Raw genomic sequence first — 16,059 nt, forward strand, 5'->3', positions numbered from 1 at the left:
GTGGCCGAACGTCCGGTTGCCCCAGACTGGTGTCATGCTTCGACGGTACGGTCAGGTCTCGACACTGCTCGCGCTGCTCCTCGTGCAGGTCCCCATGATCGTCCTGATGGCGATGATGCTGCTGCTGTCCTTCGCGCTCGGCATGGTCTTCCTGTTCCCGCCCCAGGTGATGATGGTCAGGAAACTGGCCGAGCTCAACCGCCGCCGGATGCGCGACTGGGCGGACGTCGAGATCGAGGCCCCGTACCTGCCCGCGCCCCCGCCCCCGGTCCCGCAGGCCGACGGCATGTACCGCTCGGAGCGCACGCTCTACAAGACGCCCCGCGTACCGGCCTGGAACAACCGGTGGAAGTGGCTGATGAGCGATCCGGCGACCTGGCGCGACGAGGTCTGGCTGCTGCTCGACCCGGTGGTGAAGGTGGGCCTGCTGCCGCTGCTGCTCCTGCTGCCCGGCCGGGGCCTGCGCGTCTACGCCCGGTGGAGCGGGCTGCTGCTCGGCGCGACCGCCGCCAGCCGCCTGGCCGGTCAGGTGAGCCATCTCCGGCGCACCCGCAACCTGGCCGCCGACTCCCAGGCGGCCGAGATGCGCAGGATCGAGCGCGACCTGCACGACGGCACGCAGGCCAGGCTCGTCGCCATCGGCATGACGCTGGGCGCGGTCGAGCAGCTCGTCGAGACCGATCCGAACGCGGCCAAGGCGCTGCTGGCCAAGGCCAGGGAAGCCTCCTCGGAGACGCTCACGGAGCTGCGCCGGGTCATCCGCGGCATCCACCCTCCGGTGCTCGCCGAACGCGGCCTGGCCGACGCCGTGCGGGCGCTGGCCATGGACAGCCCGCTCGACGTCACGGTGGACGTCCAGTTGCCGCACCGGCCGGAGGCTCCGGTGGAGGCGGCGGTCTACTTCGCGGTGAGCGAGTTGCTGTCCAACGCGGCCCGGCACGGCGACGCGCGCAGCGTCGTCGTGGACCTCAGCGCCAACGACACCGGCCTGCTCGTCACGGTGACGGACGACGGCCTGGGCGGCGCGGACCCGGCCAGGGGCAGCGGGCTGACCGGTATCGAACGGCGGCTGGCCGCCTTCGACGGCGTGCTCGCCGTGCACAGCCCGCCGGGCGGCCCGACGACCGTGAGCATGGAGCTGCCGAAGGTGCTGCCCCAGCCCTGGACGAACGAGCTGGGCAAACTGCCGCGCTGGAAGTCGGTCACGGTCATCGCCCTGTGGGGCACGGCCTGGTGCCCGACGTTCCCGCAGGGTCTCGTGGCCGGCGTGTTCAAGCTGTTCGGGGCGCGGGAGAAGACCTGGTTCCTCGCCCTGCACCTGCCGGGGCCGTGGCAGTGGCCGGTGATCGTCGCCATGATCCTGCTCGGTGTCTACATGTACGTCATGGCCATCCGCATCCCGGCCGCGCACGACCGCGAACGGTTCATGGCCGAGGCCGCTCCGGGGAAGCCGTGGTGCTGATGAACCGCGTGCTGATCGCCGAAGACCTCTACCTGCTCAGGGACGGCCTGGTCCACCTGCTCCAGGCGCACGGCTTCACGGTCGTCGCGGCCGTGGAGAGCGGGCCCGAGCTGCTGAAGGGGCTGCTGGAGCTGCGCCCCGACGTGTCGATCGTGGACGTCCGGCTGCCGCCCACGTTCACGGACGAGGGCCTGCAGGCCGCGCTGGCGGCCAGGAAGCAGCTCCCGGGCCTGCCCGTCCTCGTGCTGTCCCAGCACGTCGAGCAGCTTTACGCGCGCGAGTTGCTGGCCGACGGCTCGGGCGGGATCGGCTACCTGCTCAAGGACCGGGTCTTCAACGCCGAGCAGTTCGTGGACGCCGTACGCAGGGTGGCCGCGGGCGGCACCGCTATGGACCCGGAGGTGATCGCCAAGCTGCTGGCCAGGAACGCCAGGAACGAGCCGCTGGCCGCGCTCACGCCACGCGAGCGCGAGGTGCTGGAGGCCATGGCGGAGGGGCGCTCCAACGCGGCGATCTCGCAGCGGCTCTACCTCAGCGAGAGCGCGGTGGCCAAGCACACGGCCTCCATCTTCGCCAAGCTCGGCCTCGTGCCGTCGGACGACGACAACCGGCGCGTGCTGGCCGTGCTCGCCTACCTCAACAGCCGCTGACCCCGGCGATCCACCTGCCTGAGCCGGGGCGGCCGGATGTCCACGGCGGCCCTCCGCCTGTCGCGAAGCGCCCAGAGTTGTCGGTCACAGCGGCTATTTTCATAGAGGCACGGCGCGACGAAGAGGTGGTATCAGGTGAAAATCCGGGTAAACCGCGATGTTCTGGCAGATGCGGTGGCGTGGGCTGCCCGAGTCCTGCCCAGCCGCCCCGTGGTGCCGGTCCTGTCCGGGCTGCTGCTGGAGGCGGGCGACGACCTCACCCTGTCCGCCTTCGACTACGACGTCTCCGCGCGGGCCGCGATCGACGCCGACGTGGCCGAGACGGGGCGCGTGCTGATCCCCGGCCGCCTGCTGGCCGAGATCAGCCGCAGCCTGCCCGCCGACGGCGTCGAGCTCGTCACCGACGGCCAGGAGGCGGTGCTGACCTGCGGCAGCGCCGAGTTCGGGCTGATCACGATGCCGGTCGAAGACTTCCCGGCCCTGCCGGCCATGCCGCCGAGCATCGGCGCGATCGGCGGCGGCGTGTTCGCCTCCGCCGTCGGCCAGGTGGCCCCGGCGGCCAGCCGCGACGACACGCTGCCGATGCTCACCGGCATCAGGCTCGACGTCGAGGGCGAGTCGATGGCGATGGCGGCGACCGACCGCTATCGCATCGCGGCCCGCGATTTCGCCTGGCGGCCGGCCGCGCCCGACGTCGCCGTCTCCGCCATGGTCCCGGCGCGGGTGCTGGTCGAGGTGGCCAAGTCGCTGCGCGGGGGAGAGATCTCGGTCGCGATGGGCGACGGGGTGGCCGGGTTCGAGAGCGTGGGGCGCAGCACGACCGTGCGGCTGCTCGACGAGCAGTTCATCGACTACCGCGCCCGGCTGACCGCCGACTGGTCGATCAGGGCCGACGTCGCCGTGACAGCGTTCGTGGACGCCATCAAGCGGGTGGCCCTGGTGGCCGAGCGCAACACCGCGATCCGGCTGTCGTTCAGTCAGGGGCAGGTGCTGATCCAGGCGGGCGGCGGCGACATCGGGCGCGGCGCCGAGGTGGTCCCGTGCGAGCTGCACGGCGACGACATCCAGATCGCCTTCCAGTCGCAGTTCCTGCTCGACGGGCTGACGGGCATCGAGAGCGACCTGGCTCGCGTCAACATGGAGTCGCCCACCAGGCCCGCCCTCATCCAGGACGTGCCGGGCGACGGCCGGCCCGCCTTCCGCTACCTCGTCATGTCACTGCGCCAGTCCTGAGGCGAGGTGCCCCCGTCAGGCTCGTCGTTCGCCCGTCTGGCGCTCGGCCACCAGGCGGAACACCCTCTTGAACTCGGCGTACGCCTCTTCACCGACCGCCTTCGCGTGCTCCGCCTCCAGCTCGGCGAGGATGGCGTCCGACTTCGCCATGCCGTCCAGCCCTTTCCCGGTCGGCACGATCAGCTTGGCCCGCCGGTCCGCCGGGTCGGGCTGCCGCTCCACGTACCCGAGCGTCACCAGCTCGTCCACCAGCGTGCCGATCACCTGCTTGTGCTGGCCGGACTGCGCGGCCAGTTCCGTGGCCCGGCTGCCCTCCGCGTCCAGGTAGGCGAGCACGGCGCCGTGCCGGGGCCGCAGGCCGGGATGCCCCTGCTCGCCCATCTTGGTGAACAGCTCGCGCTGCAGGCTGAACAGCGTCCGGCCGGACAGGACGCCGAGGTCGGGGTCCGCCCGCTTGTGCTCGCTCCTGCGCACCGCACGCTCCTCAACTAGTCACTATCTTTGACTGTCACTAATTCATACCTTATCGTCGGGCCATGACGATGGTGGAGCTGACCAGATTCCGGGTCTCTCCCGGCCACGCGGACGCGCTGCTCGCGGCCCGGCCGGGCATGATCGCCGACTTCCGGGCCGACCGGGCCGGGTTCCTGGGCGCCAGGCTGGTCCGCATGTCCCCGGACGAGTGGCTGGACATCGTCGACTGGCGATCCGGCGCCGACTTCGCGCGATCGCGGGAGAAGGGCGCCAACCTGCCCGGCATCCGGGCCTTCTTCGACCTGATCGACGAACTCGTCTCCGCCGAGGAGGGCACCCTCGCCTGAGCCGGGCGCGAAACGCCGAACGGGCGGCCGGCGACGATGCGCCGGCCGCCCGCGGGCGACGATCCTAGGACTCGGTGAGCGCGATGAGAATGTGCTCCATGCAGGCGTGCCCGGCCCGCTCGGCCGCCGCCGCGTCACCGGCGGCGATGGCCCGCGCGATCGCGTCGTGCGGGATGTAGCTCTTGTTGAGCGAGGTTCCCGCGGCCGTGATGCTGGCCCGCAGCGCCGCGGAGAAGTCCTCGTAGAGGTCGATGAGCACCAGGTTGTGCGTGGCGTGCGCGACGGCCATGTGGAAGGCCAGGTCGGCCTCGACGAAGAAGTCGGGGTCGTCCAGCTCCCAGGCCCGCTCGCGCTCGGCCAGCGCGGCCTCGATGCGCCGGATGTCCTCGTCGGTACGCCTGGTGGCGGCCAGACGGGCCGACTCGACCTCCAGCGCGCGGCGTACTTCGAGGATCTCGAGCTGCTCGGCCTGGCGCAGCCGGCGCAGCATGGCGCCGGACAGCTCGCTGGTCGCCCGGACGTAAGTGCCGTCCCCCTGACGGCACTCGAGCAGCCCGGCGTGCGTGAGCGCGCGTACGGCCTCCCGAACGGTGTTGCGGCCCACCCCGAGCTGCTCGGCGAGCACGGTCTCGGTCGGGATCTTTCCGTTCATCGGCCACGACCCTGATGTGATCTGCTCCTTGAGCTGATCGATCACCTGGTCGACGAGCGAAGCCCGCTGCGCCGTACGCAGACTCACAGTCCGCCTCCTCCGGGGAAACCAGTCATCCTATGAGTCAATGACTGGTAGACCCTAATTATTCCAGACTGAAAACGCCAAATCTGGAGCCCCCGGAGGTTCAGCTGGCAACCGTGGCGTCGGCCGTCACCCCCGCCATGCCGGAGCGCACTCCGGCAGCTTCGAGGGCCTGACGGTAGGCCGCCATCTGCTGCTCTCCGGACCCGACCCGGCCGTACTGATCGCCCAGCTCACGCCAGCAACGAGCGGCCTGCCGGTCGGAGCCGAACACCGGACGGTCGAGCGAGCCGAGCAACTCGTGCGCGGTACGCAGGTGCGCGGTGGCGTCGGCGCCCGCGTCGAGCGCGACGGTGGCCAGCACGAGGTGGGCCTCGGCGGCCGTCGTGCCCGAGCGGTCGTGCGACAACCCCAGCGCCGTGACGGCCAGCTCGCCCGCGCCTGCCCGGTCGCCGGCCCGCAGCCTGACCCGCGCGTGCACGATGAGGCTCTCACCGTGCTCGCGCGCGGTGCCGGGGAACACCGCGAACGCCCTGACCGCGCTCGCGATGAGCCGCTCCGACTCCTCGATCGGCGCGGTGGCCATCCTGGACCAGTGCATGGCGGTCCGGGCGAGCTGGAGCGCGAGCCGGGTCTGGCGGCCCGCCCCGATCGCGTCGTCGGCCAGGCGCACGGCCAGCGCGGAGTCCTCGCCGGCCGCGGCGGCGGCGCTCGCCTGCCACAGCGCCTGGACCTCCGCGGAACGGTCCACAACTTCAGGAACGCCGGTCAGGCCCAGGACACGGCCGACGTAGGTGAGCTCGGGAGAGCCGCTCTCGCCCTCGTCGCGCGCCTCGATCAGCGCGGCGGCGAGGTCGGTGGCGAGCTCACCCTGGGTGATGGACAGCCGTCCGGCCTGCGCCAGCGCGGACGCCGCCAGGTCACGGGCCCGCAGGCGGTCGCCCGCGCGCTGGTAGCAGCGGCTCAACGCGATCGTGAGCGGAAGGTCGGCCAGCCGCTCGGGATGAGCCGCGGCCTCCCTGCGCAGGCGTTCGAATGCCTCCACGGCCTGACCCAGCCTGCCCTGGGCCTCGAGCGCACGCGCCCTGCCGAACCGCGCCTGCGCGGTCAGCATGGCGTTCTCCTCGTCGGCCGCCTTCACGATCTCCGTGAAACGGTCGGCGGCGAGGGACGGGTCACCGTGCTGTAGTTCGAGCTCGGCGTGACGCAGCCCGAGCTCGGTGTCGATGCGCTGCCGAGGCTCGATCCCGTGAAGGAGGAACTCGGTCGTGCACCCCAGGCGCTCGGCCAGGAGCCGGGCCACCACAGGAGTCGGCGTGCGCTTGCCCGACTCAATGAGCGAGACATAACTGTCAGACAGGTCGGGTCCGGCCAGCTGGGCCTGAGACATCCGCCTGTTCAGCCGCAGTCCTCGGACGCGGTCACCGATGGTTCCCTGACTCGGCATCTCATCTCTCAGGGCGGGGAAGGGTCAACAACACGCAATGATTGCATGAAGTGGCCGAATCTGGTATCCCCGCGTGAAGAATTTGCCACGTCGAGATTAATCGTCGCTGTCGTCCTTGGTGGGAAAAAGCATCTGACAGACCTCAAGGTAGAGCGTTTCCGGATACGGAATGTACTCGACCGTTGACAGAGCCTGATCCTGGCCGGCTGACTCGAGGATGAACTCACCGTAACCGAGCATGCGCCCGAGCAGAGATCTTTGGAAGCTCATGTCGGTGACCTTGCCCAGGGGCATCATCGCGACCTTGCGCGTGATCAGCCCCGTGGTCAGCAACATACGCGTGGAAGTCACCACAAAGTAATCGACCGACCACTCCGCGACTTTCCATACGAAACGGATCAGCAGCAGGAGCCAGAGCCACCAGACGACGACCAGCGCCGTGCCCCCTGCCTCGCCGCCGCCGAAGAACCGGCTGAGCAGCCCGGCGACGATCAGGCCGCCGAGCACCTCGGCGACCGGACGCAGCAGGATGGCAGGGTGCCGCCGCACCATGATGACCTGTTGTTCGTGGGGGAGGAGGTAGCGGTTGACCGACGATGGAGCGGAGTCCCCGTGGGTCACAAGTCTCATGAGAGGCTGTTCACAAATTGAGCCAGCGAGTCGGCTGCGTTGAACACCGTGTCGAACGCTCCTCTCACCGCGTCTGCGGCGTCAGCTGGTCGCGCGAACAGGTAGTACGCAACAAATGCGATACCACCGTATGTGAGGACCTTTTTGACCTGCACCGTCGCCTCCGTGCCACTTACCCACTCCACCCGCCGTATACATTACCCACCTGCATGCCGGGGTAAAGGTGAACTTGGCAGGTTAGTTCCGATCTTGCTCAACCACGCTCGCTGGCCACCAGAGCCAGCACGTGAAGGTGCTTGCGCGCGATGCGCTCGACGAGGCTCGGATGTGCGTAGCCGGTGACCTCCAGCGCGCCGTAGTGCGCTGCCTCGACGCAACGCGTTACGGTGGTCGCGGAGTGAACGCCGGCGAACTCGTCGCACAGCACTGTCTCCACGTCCGCGTACGGAGTCGCGTCCGCCTCGGTGTGATCGCTCATCGTGCCCCCACGCACATGCGGAAGTTGCCTTCCTGTCTCTTCGTACCCACCCAACCACATTATGTAACGAAGTCGTGACTCGGCGTGACGGGAAAGAGGCTTTTCAGGTCGGCGGGTGCTTCGGGGCCGGGGTCAGACGACGCCGTAGAGCCGGTCGCCGGCGTCGCCGAGGCCCGGCACGATGTAGCCCTGCTCGTTGAGCCGCTCGTCGAGCGCCGCGGTGACCACGCGGACGGGCCTGCCCGAGTTGGCGAACACCTTGTCCATGTGCGCCAGCCCTTCGGGCGCGGCCAGCAGGCACAGCGCCGTGACGTCCACCGCGCCCCGGTCGAACAGGAACTGCACGGCCGCCGCCAGCGTGCCGCCGGTGGCCAGCATCGGGTCCACCACGAAGCACTGCCGCCCGGACAGGTCGTCGGGCAGCCGGGTGGCGTACGTCTCGGCCTGGAGCGTGGACTCGTCGCGGATCATGCCGAGGAAGCCGACCTCGGCCGTCGGCAGCAGCCTGGTCATGCCGTCGAGCATGCCCAGCCCCGCGCGCAGGATCGGCACCACCAGCGGGTACGGCTTGGCCAGGCGGACGCCGTGGGCGGAGGCGACCGGAGTCTCGACGGTGACATCGGTGACCCGCACGTCTCGGGTGGCCTCGTACGCGAGCAGGGTCACCAGTTCGTCGGCGAGCCTGCGGAAGGTCGGTGAGTCGGTGCGGACGTCGCGCAACGTGGTGAGCTTGTGGGCCACGAGGGGATGATCGACGACGAGGGTCTCCATGGGACCACACGCTATCCCCTGGCTCTCTGTGCTGAGCACCCCCCTCACCTGGGCCGCCCCGCCCGCGGAACGCGCCCGGTGGAACGCGACACGCCGTCGTCCGCGACTCGCATCTTTGGTTTTGATCACAATTTGGCCCGAGAGGCACACGGCGGGTGGCCGGTTCTGGAACGATTGGGTGCTGGTGATACCTGTCGTGTCAGAGGTCGGGTGGGGATGGCGATGACAGACGAAGACGCTCTCGACTTCGCCATCGTGATTTATCGCGAGGACGACCGCTGGCAGGCGGAGCTCCTGCCGGTCACACTCACGTCCGACCTGGAGGGGCTGATCCATGCCCTGAGGCAGCAGCCGAGCGAGAGCGGCACCGTCGGCCTGGTCGCCGTCGGCGACGAGTTCTTCGTGGCGCTGCGGGTCCTGGGCGAGCGGGTGGACGTGTTCCTGTCCGACATCGCCGCCTCCTGGGACTTCCCGCTGGCTCGGCAGGTCCTCGAGTACCTCGACGTCCCCGTGCCGGACGAGGAGGAGCTCGACGAGATCCTCCAGGACGAGGAGACCGTGCTTCCCGCCGGAGATCTGTCGATCTTCGCCGATCTCGGGTTGGACGAGATGGAGCTGGGCATCCTCTCCGGGGACATCGATCTGCTTCCCGAAGATGTGTTGTCCAGCATCGCCGCGCGGCTCGGCTTCTCCGAGCCGTTCGAGCGTGCCATCGAATCGGTCTTCGGCTGACCCCCCTGGAGCGCGGACATGGCGTCCAACACCTTTTCTGCGGCTTTTGTCAGGACCTCCGACGGCTGGAGCGGGGCCGAGGTCGATCTCGGGGACGCCGAGCTCGTCGACGACCTCGGTGACGCGGTCTTGGAGGCGCTGAACCTCACCGGCGACGAACTGGCCCTGCTCTGCGTCGAGGTCGAGGACGAATGGTTCGCCATCGCCCGCTACCGCGGCGCGGACGAGCCGCGGGTGTTCCTCTCCGACGTGCACGCGGTACTGTCCGACAAGCTGGGCGAGCTGTTCGCCGAGTTCGCCGGCGTGGTCCCCGACAAGGACGGCAACGGGCTCGGCGTACGCCCGGCAGGCGACTTCGAGCTGCTCGGCGATCTCGGCGTGAGCTCCGAGGAACTGCTGGAGCTGAGCATGGAGGAGGGCATGCTGCCCGCCGACATCCTGTCGGTGATCGCCGAGCGGCTGTCGTTCGCCGACGAGCTCGACCGGCTGCGGTGACCCGGGCGGCGGGCGTACGGCGGCGGGGCCCGCGGTGACCCACGAGGAGGCCATGCGCCTGGCGCTGGCCCAGGCCGCCGCGGCCGGCGACAGGGGCGAGATCCCCGTGGGGGCGGTCGTCCTCGACCCGCTCGGCGAGATCCTGTCCGCCGCGGGCAACGACCGCGAGTCCGCCGCCGATCCGACCGCCCACGCCGAGGTGCTCGCGCTGCGCGCCGCCGCCGCGCGGCTGGGGGAGTGGCGGCTGAGCGGCTGCACGCTCGTGGTGACGCTGGAGCCCTGCACGATGTGCGCGGGGGCGGCTGTACTGGCCAGAGTGGCGCGAATCGTCTACGGCGCCACCGACGAGAAGGCCGGGGCCGTGGGCTCGCTCTGGGACGTCGTACGCGATCGCCGGCTCAATCATCGGCCCGAGGTCGTCATGGGTGTGATGGCCGATGAGTGCGGCTCCGTACTGAAGCGGTTCTTCGCCACTCGCAGAATCCGGTAAGCTCGTCCGCGGTGGTGTCGCCTAGTGGCCGAGGGCGCACGCCTCGAAAGCGTGTGATGGGGCAACTCATCCGTGGGTTCAAATCCCACCACCACCGCCACCGCGAAGGGGCTCCGACCGAAGGGTCGGGGCCCCTTCGCTCGTCCGAGGGTCCGTGCCCCTCGATCCGGACCGTCAGGCCGATAACCGTAACCGTCTTCGCCGGGCATTCTCGGAAACGGCGTCGGAAAGCCGCGCGGCCCGCCCTGCCCGGCGGGCGCAGAAAAGGGAGCCGCGAATCGCGGCTCCCTTTTTGCATTCCTTTCTCAGGTGGGCAGCTCAAGGACCCTGGCGTGCAGGATCGATCGCTGGTGCAGTGCCGCGCGCAGCGCTCGGTGCAGCCCGTCCTCCAGATAGAGCTCGCCCTGCCACTGCACCACGTGCGGGAAAAGGTCCCCGTAGAAGGTGGAGTCGGCGGCGAGCAGCGAATGCAGGTCCAGCATGGCCTTCGTGGTGATCAGAGAGTCGAGCCGGACCTGCCGGGGAGGAATCTGCGCCCACTCGCGGTTCGTCAGACCGTGGTCGGGATATGGACGTCCGTCGCCGACTAGCTTGAAGATCACCCCCCCGATTTTAGGAGAGATTCCGATTCCTCGCGCTATCCGTCCGGGCCGGTGCAAGACACCGAGATCGCAGTCGGCGTTGTGGCACGGGATCGCGGTCAGCGCGGCGCAGTGAGACGGCAGTCGGCGGGCGCGCCCTTTTCGTAACCGCGCCGGAAGGCGTTGACGCGTTGCGCGGAGCTGCCGTGCGTGAACGATTCAGGATCGATTCTGCCCGTGGTGCGCCGCTGGATTCTGTCGTCGCCCACCGCGGCGGCGGCGTCGAGCGCTTCCGAGATTTCCGCCCGGGTGAAGGGACGCTCGTAGAATCCGGTCTCGATGGCGTTGCGGGCCCAGACCCCGGCGTAGCAGTCGGCCTGGAGCTCGATCGGGACCGAGTCGTCCTTGCCGAGCGCGCCGAGCAGGTTCTGGACGTGGTGGCCGTACTCGTGGGCGATCACGTACGCCTGGGCGAAGGGGCCGCCCTTGGCGCCGAATTCTGTGTGGAGCTGGTCGAAGAAGCTCAGGTCGAGGTAGACGCGCTGGTCACCCGGGCAGTAGAAGGGGCCGACGGCGGAACTGGCCGAGCCGCACGCGGTACGTAACCGGCCGGAGTACAGAACGGTCTTGGACGGGCGGTATTCGGAGATCTCCCGCTTCCAGTAGTCCTGGATGCTGTTGACCACGCCGACCACCCGGCACTTCTCCGACTGGTCGGCGTCCTTTCCCGTGCGGCACTGCTCCGACAGGTTGGACGGGGGCCGCCGCTGGGCCGGCTCGCCGCCGCCTCCCACGTTGTTCAGGACGAACACCAGCACCAGCACGATGAGGCCGACGATCCCGCCGCCGCCGATGACCACGCCCCCGGGGAATCCGGAGAAGCCGCCGCCACCACCGCCTGATCCCGCGTCCTCCACCTGTGAGGGGTCGAGGTCGGCCTGGTCCCTGAAGTCCATGCTGACGTTCTTACCCTGCTTTGCCCCGTTCGGCGGAACGGGTTCAGATGCCGTCGCTGAAGGTGTCGCACCGGACGGGGTCGCCGGTTCGGTAGCCGGTGCCGAACCACTGCTCGCGTTGCCGGGAGGTGCCGTGGGTGAAGGCGTCAGGGGTCACGCGGCCCTGCGTGCGGCGCTGGATGCTGTCGTCGCCGACGGCCGCGGCGGCGCTGAGCGCCTGGTCGATGTCCTCCTGGGTGAACGGCTCGCGGTAGAAGCCGGTCTTGACCGCGTTGTGCGCCCAGACCCCGGCGTAGCAGTCGGCCTGGAGTTCGAGGCGTACGGACGGGCTGTTGGCGCCCGGACGGTTGTCGCGGCCCACCTTGCTCATGGTGCCGAGGAGGTTCTGGACGTGGTGGCCGTACTCGTGGGCGATCACGTACGCCTGGGCGAAGGGGCCGCCCTCGGCCCCGAAGTCGCGCTGGAGAGTGTCGAAGAAGGTCAGGTCCAGGTAGACCTTGCGGTCGGCCGGGCAGTAGAACGGCCCCGCGGCGGAGTCGGCCGGGCCGCAGCCGGTGTTGACCGCCTGCGAGAACAGCACGGTCTTGGCGGGGGTGTACTCCTTGCGCTCGTTGTCCCTGAAGTACTGCCGCCAGTAGGACTGGATGCTGTTCACGGTGCCGACGACGCGGCAGTCCTCCGACTGGTCGGCGTCGGCGCCCGTCTTGCAGCGTTCGGCGAGGTTGCCGCTGGGCGACAGCGCGGGCGGGGCGCTCGGCTGCTGCCCGCCGCCCTGCTGCCCGTTCTGGTCGCCGGTGAAGGGGGTGGGCACGATCCCGAACAGGAACATCGCCCCCAGCGCCAGGAGCAGCAGCAGGCAACCGCCGCCCCGGCCGCCGATGGGCAGCATGCAGCCGCCGCCCGGCATCCCGCCGAATCCGCCGCCGCCACCGCCGCGGCCGGGCTGTGGGCCGGAGGCCCGTACGTCCTCGACCTGTGACGGGTCGAGTGGCTTGTCGTCCTCGAACTGCATCGCTCGTCCCTCCCCGACGCAATTCCTCCCCCGTAGCGATTCGATTACGCAGGGCAACGATAAGAGGGGTGATATTTCGGATTTAACCCGATAATCTGGCCCGCATGACGGGTGGCATGGTGGGGATCGCGCTGGTTTCTCTGGGCATGGTGCTGACGCCCGGCCCGAACATGATCTATCTGGTCTCCCGCTCGATCACCCAAGGACGCCGCTCGGGGCTGATCTCGCTCACGGGCGTCTTCCTGGGCTTCACCGTGTACCTGACCGCGACCTGCCTCGGGCTCACGGCCGTCTTCGCGTACGTGCCGGCCGCGTACACGGCGCTGAAGCTGGCCGGCGCGGCGTACCTGCTCTGGCTGGCCTGGAACGCGGTCAAGCCGGGCGGTCTGTCGGCCTTCGAGCCGCGCGACCTGCCGGTGGAGCGGCCGGGCAAGCTGTTCACGATGGGGTTGCTGACCTGCCTGCTCAACCCCAAGATCGCCATCCTCTACCTGTCGCTGCTCCCGCAGTTCATCGACCCCTCGATGGGTCACGTGCTGCTGCAGAGCCTCGCGCTCGGCTCGGTCCAGATCCTCGTCGGCACCCTGGTCAACGGGCTGATCGTGATCAGCGCGGGCGCTCTGGCGGCGTTCCTGGCCCGCCGGCCGGTCTGGGTGCGCGTCCAGCGGTACGTCACCGGCACGATCCTCGGCGGCTTCGCCGTCAGCATGGCGACCGACCGCTCCAAGGCCCTGGTCGCCACCTGACCCGGACCAGCCCGGCCCCGGTGGCGGACGACCGGGTCGGCCGGTCGAAGAACACCTCCACCCACGTAGCGGAGGCAGGCTGTGTACGGCTCAACTCGCGCGGCCTGATCCAGTAGCGCTCCGTGCGGCGTCACCGCCTCAAGGCGCTCCCGCTGCCCCGTCGTCGGCGGTCTGTGGCCTGATCGTGGCCCGAGGCACCGCCGTCACCGTGCTGCGAATGCGCCCGAGACCGGTGACCCCGTGGAATCGCTACCGAAGGGGGTTGGTGGAGATTTCGCCGGAGGGGGTGACGTCGTAGATCTTCTCGGGAGTTCCCGCGGCGTACGCGGACGAGGCGGTCGCGGCGCCGAAGCCGAGCGCGAGAAGGCCGGCCGTGGCCATGACGGCGAATTTCCTGAGCAGTCTGACGCGGGTCATGAGACCTCCCGTGCGATACGAAGATGCAGGGGAGATGGTATTGGACCCGCCGATCGTGACACAATCCTCCATTTAGGATGCTCCACAACCCTACGTACGGCAGGGAGGTGATGGTGTCAGGCGAACACCCCACAAGCCCCTGCCTTTCCGGTGAACAGACGGCATTCCTACGGGCCGGCGACCGCAGGCGTGCGGTCCGAGGGGCGGACGCGCCAAAAGCGCGGATCTCCGCGGCCTTGCCGACGACGCGATCCTCTCCGAGAAGATCGGTCTGCGCGTGCGGGCCGCGATCAAGCGAGGCGACACCACGCGCCCGCACGATCAAGGCGGCGGTGCCACATCGGCGGGTGATCCGTACGCGCACCGGACGAAGCTGACCGGTGCCGCCGAATCGCCGGGCGACCGCTGGGTGGGACGGCTTGCAGACCGCCTTCAACCGGCCGTGGAGAGCGCCCCGTGCGGCGGCTGTTCCGACCCGACGGCGACGCATCAGGCGAGCATCGCTCCGAGCAGCCCGTCCGCACTGCACCGTGTCTGCCCGACCTCACCGCGTGGCCGCCCGGTACGGACGCCGTGGGGGACGTCCTGCCGATCTCTCCTGGGGACCTATGGCCTGACGAGTTCTCTTGTAAGGCACCTGTAAGCCTGCACGTCTATACAGGTGCACCAATACGCCGGAAGCCTGCACGAAGACGGCCTTCCATCCGTAATCGCCGCAAACAGGCTCGGTCATCCCGTTCCCTTTCATGCCGACTCCCTTGAAGGAGGGCAGCGCTACTCGTGACGCTGGAGATCAGATTCCTCGGGCCGTGGCAGGTCCTGGCCGCTGACGAACCGGTCCGGCTCGCCGGGCATCGACGCATCGGTGTGCTGGCCAGGCTCGCCCTGAACGCCGGGCAGGTCGTACAGACCGAGCGGGTCCTCGTCGACATTTGGGGCGACGGAACCGCGGTGACCGCGGACAAGCAGCTCCACATCGTGATCTCCAAACTCCGCGACGCTCTCGGGCCCCACAGCACCGAAGAGGTCATCCAGACCGTGCCCGGCGGCTACCGGCTCGCGCTCGACCCCGATCGCATCGACGCCCTCCTGTTCGCCCGCCTGGTCAAACGTGCCCGAACCGCTCAGGAGCAAGGGGGCAGTGCCGCCGCCGACTCCCTGTTTCGCACAGCCCTGCAGTTGTGGCGGGGCGAGCCGCTGGCCGGGCTGACCGCTCCGTGGGCCCGCATCGAGGCCACCCGGCTGGAGGAAGAGCACCGCACCGTCCTGGAGGACCACGCCGATCTCCGTCTCGCCGCCGGGGACCATCACGCGGTGGCCGCCGACCTGGCCGTACACGTGCGTGCCCATCCGCTACGCGAACGTCCTGCCGCGCAGCTCATGCTCGCCCTGCACCGGGCCGGGCGCTCGTCCGAGGCGCTCGGCGTCTACCAGGGCACCCGCAGGATGATGGTCTCCGAACTCGGCCTCGAACCCGGCGCCGAACTCCGTCGTCTGCACCAGGCCGTCCTGGTCAAGGACCCCGCCCTCGACCTGCCCGTTCCGGCCCAGCGGGTCACGCTCGGCGAGCCGTACGTCCCGGCTGAACTGCCCGCCGACACCCACGCCTTCACCGCCCGCGCGGCCGAGATCGACCACCTGCGCACCGCGCTCGGCCCCGCCGACCTGGGCGAGGCCGCGATCACCGTGATCGACGGGCCGGGCGGCATCGGCAATTCCGCCCTTGCCGTCCACGTCGCCCACGCCATGGCCGCCCGGTTCACCGACGGCGTCATCTACCTCAACCTGCACGGAAGCACCCCCGGACTCGACCCGCTGCCCCCGGCTCAGGCCCTGCGCCACCTGCTGCGCTCCCTCGGCCTGGACGGCGCCGCCGTCCCCGCGGACCCGGGCGAGGCCGCCGCCCGCTACCGCTCCCTGACCGCGACCGGCAACCTGCTGGTCATCCTGGACAACGCCCGCGACGTCCGCCAGGTCCGTCCGCTCATCCCCGGCGGCTCCGGCTGCCGGGTGCTGATCACCAGCCGGGACCCGCTGGCCACCCTGGACAACACCCGCCACCTCCACCTGGGCACCCTGAACGTCGCCGACGCCGCCGCGCTCCTGTCGCGACTGGCCGGACCCGAGCGGGTGCACGCCGAACCGCGGGCGGTCGCACAGATCGTCCACCTGTGCGGCGGTTTCCCCCTCGCCCTGCGGATCGTCGGCGCCCGCCTGGCCGCCCGTCCCGACTGGACCCTGTCCGACCTCGAAGTACGGCTGGCCGACGCCACCCGCCGCCTGGACGTGCTGGAGTACGCCGACCTGGCCATCCGCGCCAGCATCGCGGTCAGTCACCACCATCTGCAGGAAGAACCCGCCGGCCGCGACGCCGCCCACCTGCTGCCCCTGCTCGGCCTGCT

19 protein-coding genes and 1 tRNA gene are annotated in these 16,059 nt (G+C 69.8%); 10 read left to right on the plus strand and 10 right to left on the minus strand.

Annotation, left to right across the window (positions count from 1 at the left end; genetic code table 11):
* Positions 1-34: 34 nt before the first annotated feature.
* From FAF44_RS07605 to dnaN, 3 genes are all read left to right on the plus strand, one after another.
* Entirely contained in the window at positions 35-1,462 is a 1,428-nt protein-coding gene (locus FAF44_RS07605; RefSeq protein WP_237102316.1) for a sensor histidine kinase, read from the plus strand.
* A complete protein-coding gene (locus FAF44_RS07610; protein ID WP_237102338.1) occupies positions 1,462-2,112 on the plus strand; it encodes a response regulator transcription factor in 651 nt (216 codons plus the stop codon). Before FAF44_RS07605 ends, FAF44_RS07610 begins: the two co-directional genes overlap by 1 nt.
* A gap of 135 nt (positions 2,113-2,247) precedes the next feature.
* Complete coding sequence (gene dnaN / locus FAF44_RS07615; protein WP_237102317.1) at positions 2,248-3,345, plus strand: DNA polymerase III subunit beta; 1,098 nt, start codon at positions 2,248-2,250, stop codon at positions 3,343-3,345.
* Between the two features lie 15 nt (positions 3,346-3,360).
* Here dnaN and FAF44_RS07620 read toward each other — a convergent pair whose 3' ends face one another.
* Complete coding sequence (locus tag FAF44_RS07620) at positions 3,361-3,819, minus strand: MarR family winged helix-turn-helix transcriptional regulator (RefSeq protein ID WP_237102318.1); 459 nt, start codon at positions 3,817-3,819, stop codon at positions 3,361-3,363.
* A 62-nt stretch (positions 3,820-3,881) separates the two neighbouring features.
* Between FAF44_RS07620 and FAF44_RS07625 the strand changes: the two genes are divergently transcribed.
* Positions 3,882-4,166: an antibiotic biosynthesis monooxygenase gene (locus tag FAF44_RS07625; protein WP_237102319.1), complete on the plus strand. Its 285-nt coding sequence runs from the start codon at positions 3,882-3,884 to the stop codon at positions 4,164-4,166.
* Between the two features lie 64 nt (positions 4,167-4,230).
* On the opposite strand, the gene FAF44_RS07630 is transcribed toward FAF44_RS07625, so the two are convergent.
* From FAF44_RS07630 to upp, 5 genes are all read right to left on the minus strand, one after another.
* Positions 4,231-4,905, minus strand: coding sequence for a FadR/GntR family transcriptional regulator (locus FAF44_RS07630; protein ID WP_237102320.1), 675 nt, complete (start codon positions 4,903-4,905; stop codon positions 4,231-4,233).
* 100 nt (positions 4,906-5,005) lie between these two features.
* Positions 5,006-6,349 carry a helix-turn-helix transcriptional regulator gene (locus FAF44_RS07635; protein ID WP_272894188.1) on the minus strand — a complete coding sequence of 448 codons (1,344 nt, stop codon included), beginning with the start codon at positions 6,347-6,349 and terminating at the stop codon, positions 5,006-5,008.
* A gap of 96 nt (positions 6,350-6,445) precedes the next feature.
* Entirely contained in the window at positions 6,446-6,979 is a 534-nt protein-coding gene (locus tag FAF44_RS07640; protein ID WP_237102322.1) for a PH domain-containing protein, read from the minus strand.
* A gap of 253 nt (positions 6,980-7,232) precedes the next feature.
* On the minus strand, positions 7,233-7,457 hold the full coding sequence (locus FAF44_RS07645; RefSeq protein WP_237102323.1) for a hypothetical protein: 225 nt from the start codon (positions 7,455-7,457) through the stop codon (positions 7,233-7,235).
* A gap of 132 nt (positions 7,458-7,589) precedes the next feature.
* Positions 7,590-8,228 (minus strand): uracil phosphoribosyltransferase, encoded by a 639-nt coding sequence (upp, locus tag FAF44_RS07650; protein ID WP_237102324.1) that lies wholly within the window; start codon positions 8,226-8,228, stop codon positions 7,590-7,592.
* A gap of 222 nt (positions 8,229-8,450) precedes the next feature.
* Between upp and FAF44_RS07655 the strand changes: the two genes are divergently transcribed.
* The 4 genes from FAF44_RS07655 (at position 8,451) to FAF44_RS07670 (ending at position 10,045) form a co-directional block, all read left to right on the plus strand.
* The gene (locus FAF44_RS07655) at positions 8,451-8,960 is read left to right on the plus strand and encodes a tRNA adenosine deaminase-associated protein (protein WP_237102325.1); all 510 of its coding nucleotides are present in this window, start codon (positions 8,451-8,453) and stop codon (positions 8,958-8,960) included.
* Between the two features lie 18 nt (positions 8,961-8,978).
* Positions 8,979-9,455, plus strand: a complete 477-nt coding sequence (locus FAF44_RS07660; RefSeq protein ID WP_237102326.1) for a tRNA adenosine deaminase-associated protein — start codon at positions 8,979-8,981, stop codon at positions 9,453-9,455.
* 34 nt (positions 9,456-9,489) lie between these two features.
* On the plus strand, positions 9,490-9,945 hold the full coding sequence (gene tadA / locus FAF44_RS07665; protein WP_308193298.1) for a tRNA adenosine(34) deaminase TadA: 456 nt from the start codon (positions 9,490-9,492) through the stop codon (positions 9,943-9,945).
* Between the two features lie 10 nt (positions 9,946-9,955).
* A tRNA-Ser gene (locus tag FAF44_RS07670) sits at positions 9,956-10,045 on the plus strand.
* A gap of 205 nt (positions 10,046-10,250) precedes the next feature.
* Here the strand turns inward: FAF44_RS07670 and FAF44_RS07675 are convergent.
* The 3 genes from FAF44_RS07675 to FAF44_RS07685 form a co-directional block, all read right to left on the minus strand.
* The gene (locus tag FAF44_RS07675) at positions 10,251-10,547 is read right to left on the minus strand and encodes a type II toxin-antitoxin system VapB family antitoxin (RefSeq protein ID WP_237102327.1); all 297 of its coding nucleotides are present in this window, start codon (positions 10,545-10,547) and stop codon (positions 10,251-10,253) included.
* 98 nt (positions 10,548-10,645) lie between these two features.
* A complete protein-coding gene (locus FAF44_RS07680) occupies positions 10,646-11,482 on the minus strand; it encodes a neutral zinc metallopeptidase (RefSeq protein WP_237102328.1) in 837 nt (278 codons plus the stop codon).
* A gap of 43 nt (positions 11,483-11,525) precedes the next feature.
* On the minus strand, positions 11,526-12,494 hold the full coding sequence (locus FAF44_RS07685) for a neutral zinc metallopeptidase (protein ID WP_237102329.1): 969 nt from the start codon (positions 12,492-12,494) through the stop codon (positions 11,526-11,528).
* 104 nt (positions 12,495-12,598) lie between these two features.
* On the opposite strand from FAF44_RS07685, the gene FAF44_RS07690 reads away from it, so the two are divergent.
* Positions 12,599-13,240, plus strand: a complete 642-nt coding sequence (locus FAF44_RS07690; RefSeq protein WP_237102330.1) for a LysE family translocator — start codon at positions 12,599-12,601, stop codon at positions 13,238-13,240.
* Between the two features lie 249 nt (positions 13,241-13,489).
* On the opposite strand, the gene FAF44_RS07695 is transcribed toward FAF44_RS07690, so the two are convergent.
* Entirely contained in the window at positions 13,490-13,657 is a 168-nt protein-coding gene (locus FAF44_RS07695; RefSeq protein WP_237102331.1) for a hypothetical protein, read from the minus strand.
* A 780-nt stretch (positions 13,658-14,437) separates the two neighbouring features.
* On the opposite strand from FAF44_RS07695, the gene FAF44_RS07700 reads away from it, so the two are divergent.
* Positions 14,438-16,059 (plus strand): AfsR/SARP family transcriptional regulator (locus FAF44_RS07700; RefSeq protein ID WP_237102332.1); only part of this gene is annotated, 1,622 nt, incomplete at its 3' end.

Origin of the sequence: Nonomuraea sp. MG754425 (assembly GCF_021699195.1) — a bacterium.
Taxonomy (GTDB): Bacteria; Actinomycetota; Actinomycetes; order Streptosporangiales; family Streptosporangiaceae; genus Nonomuraea.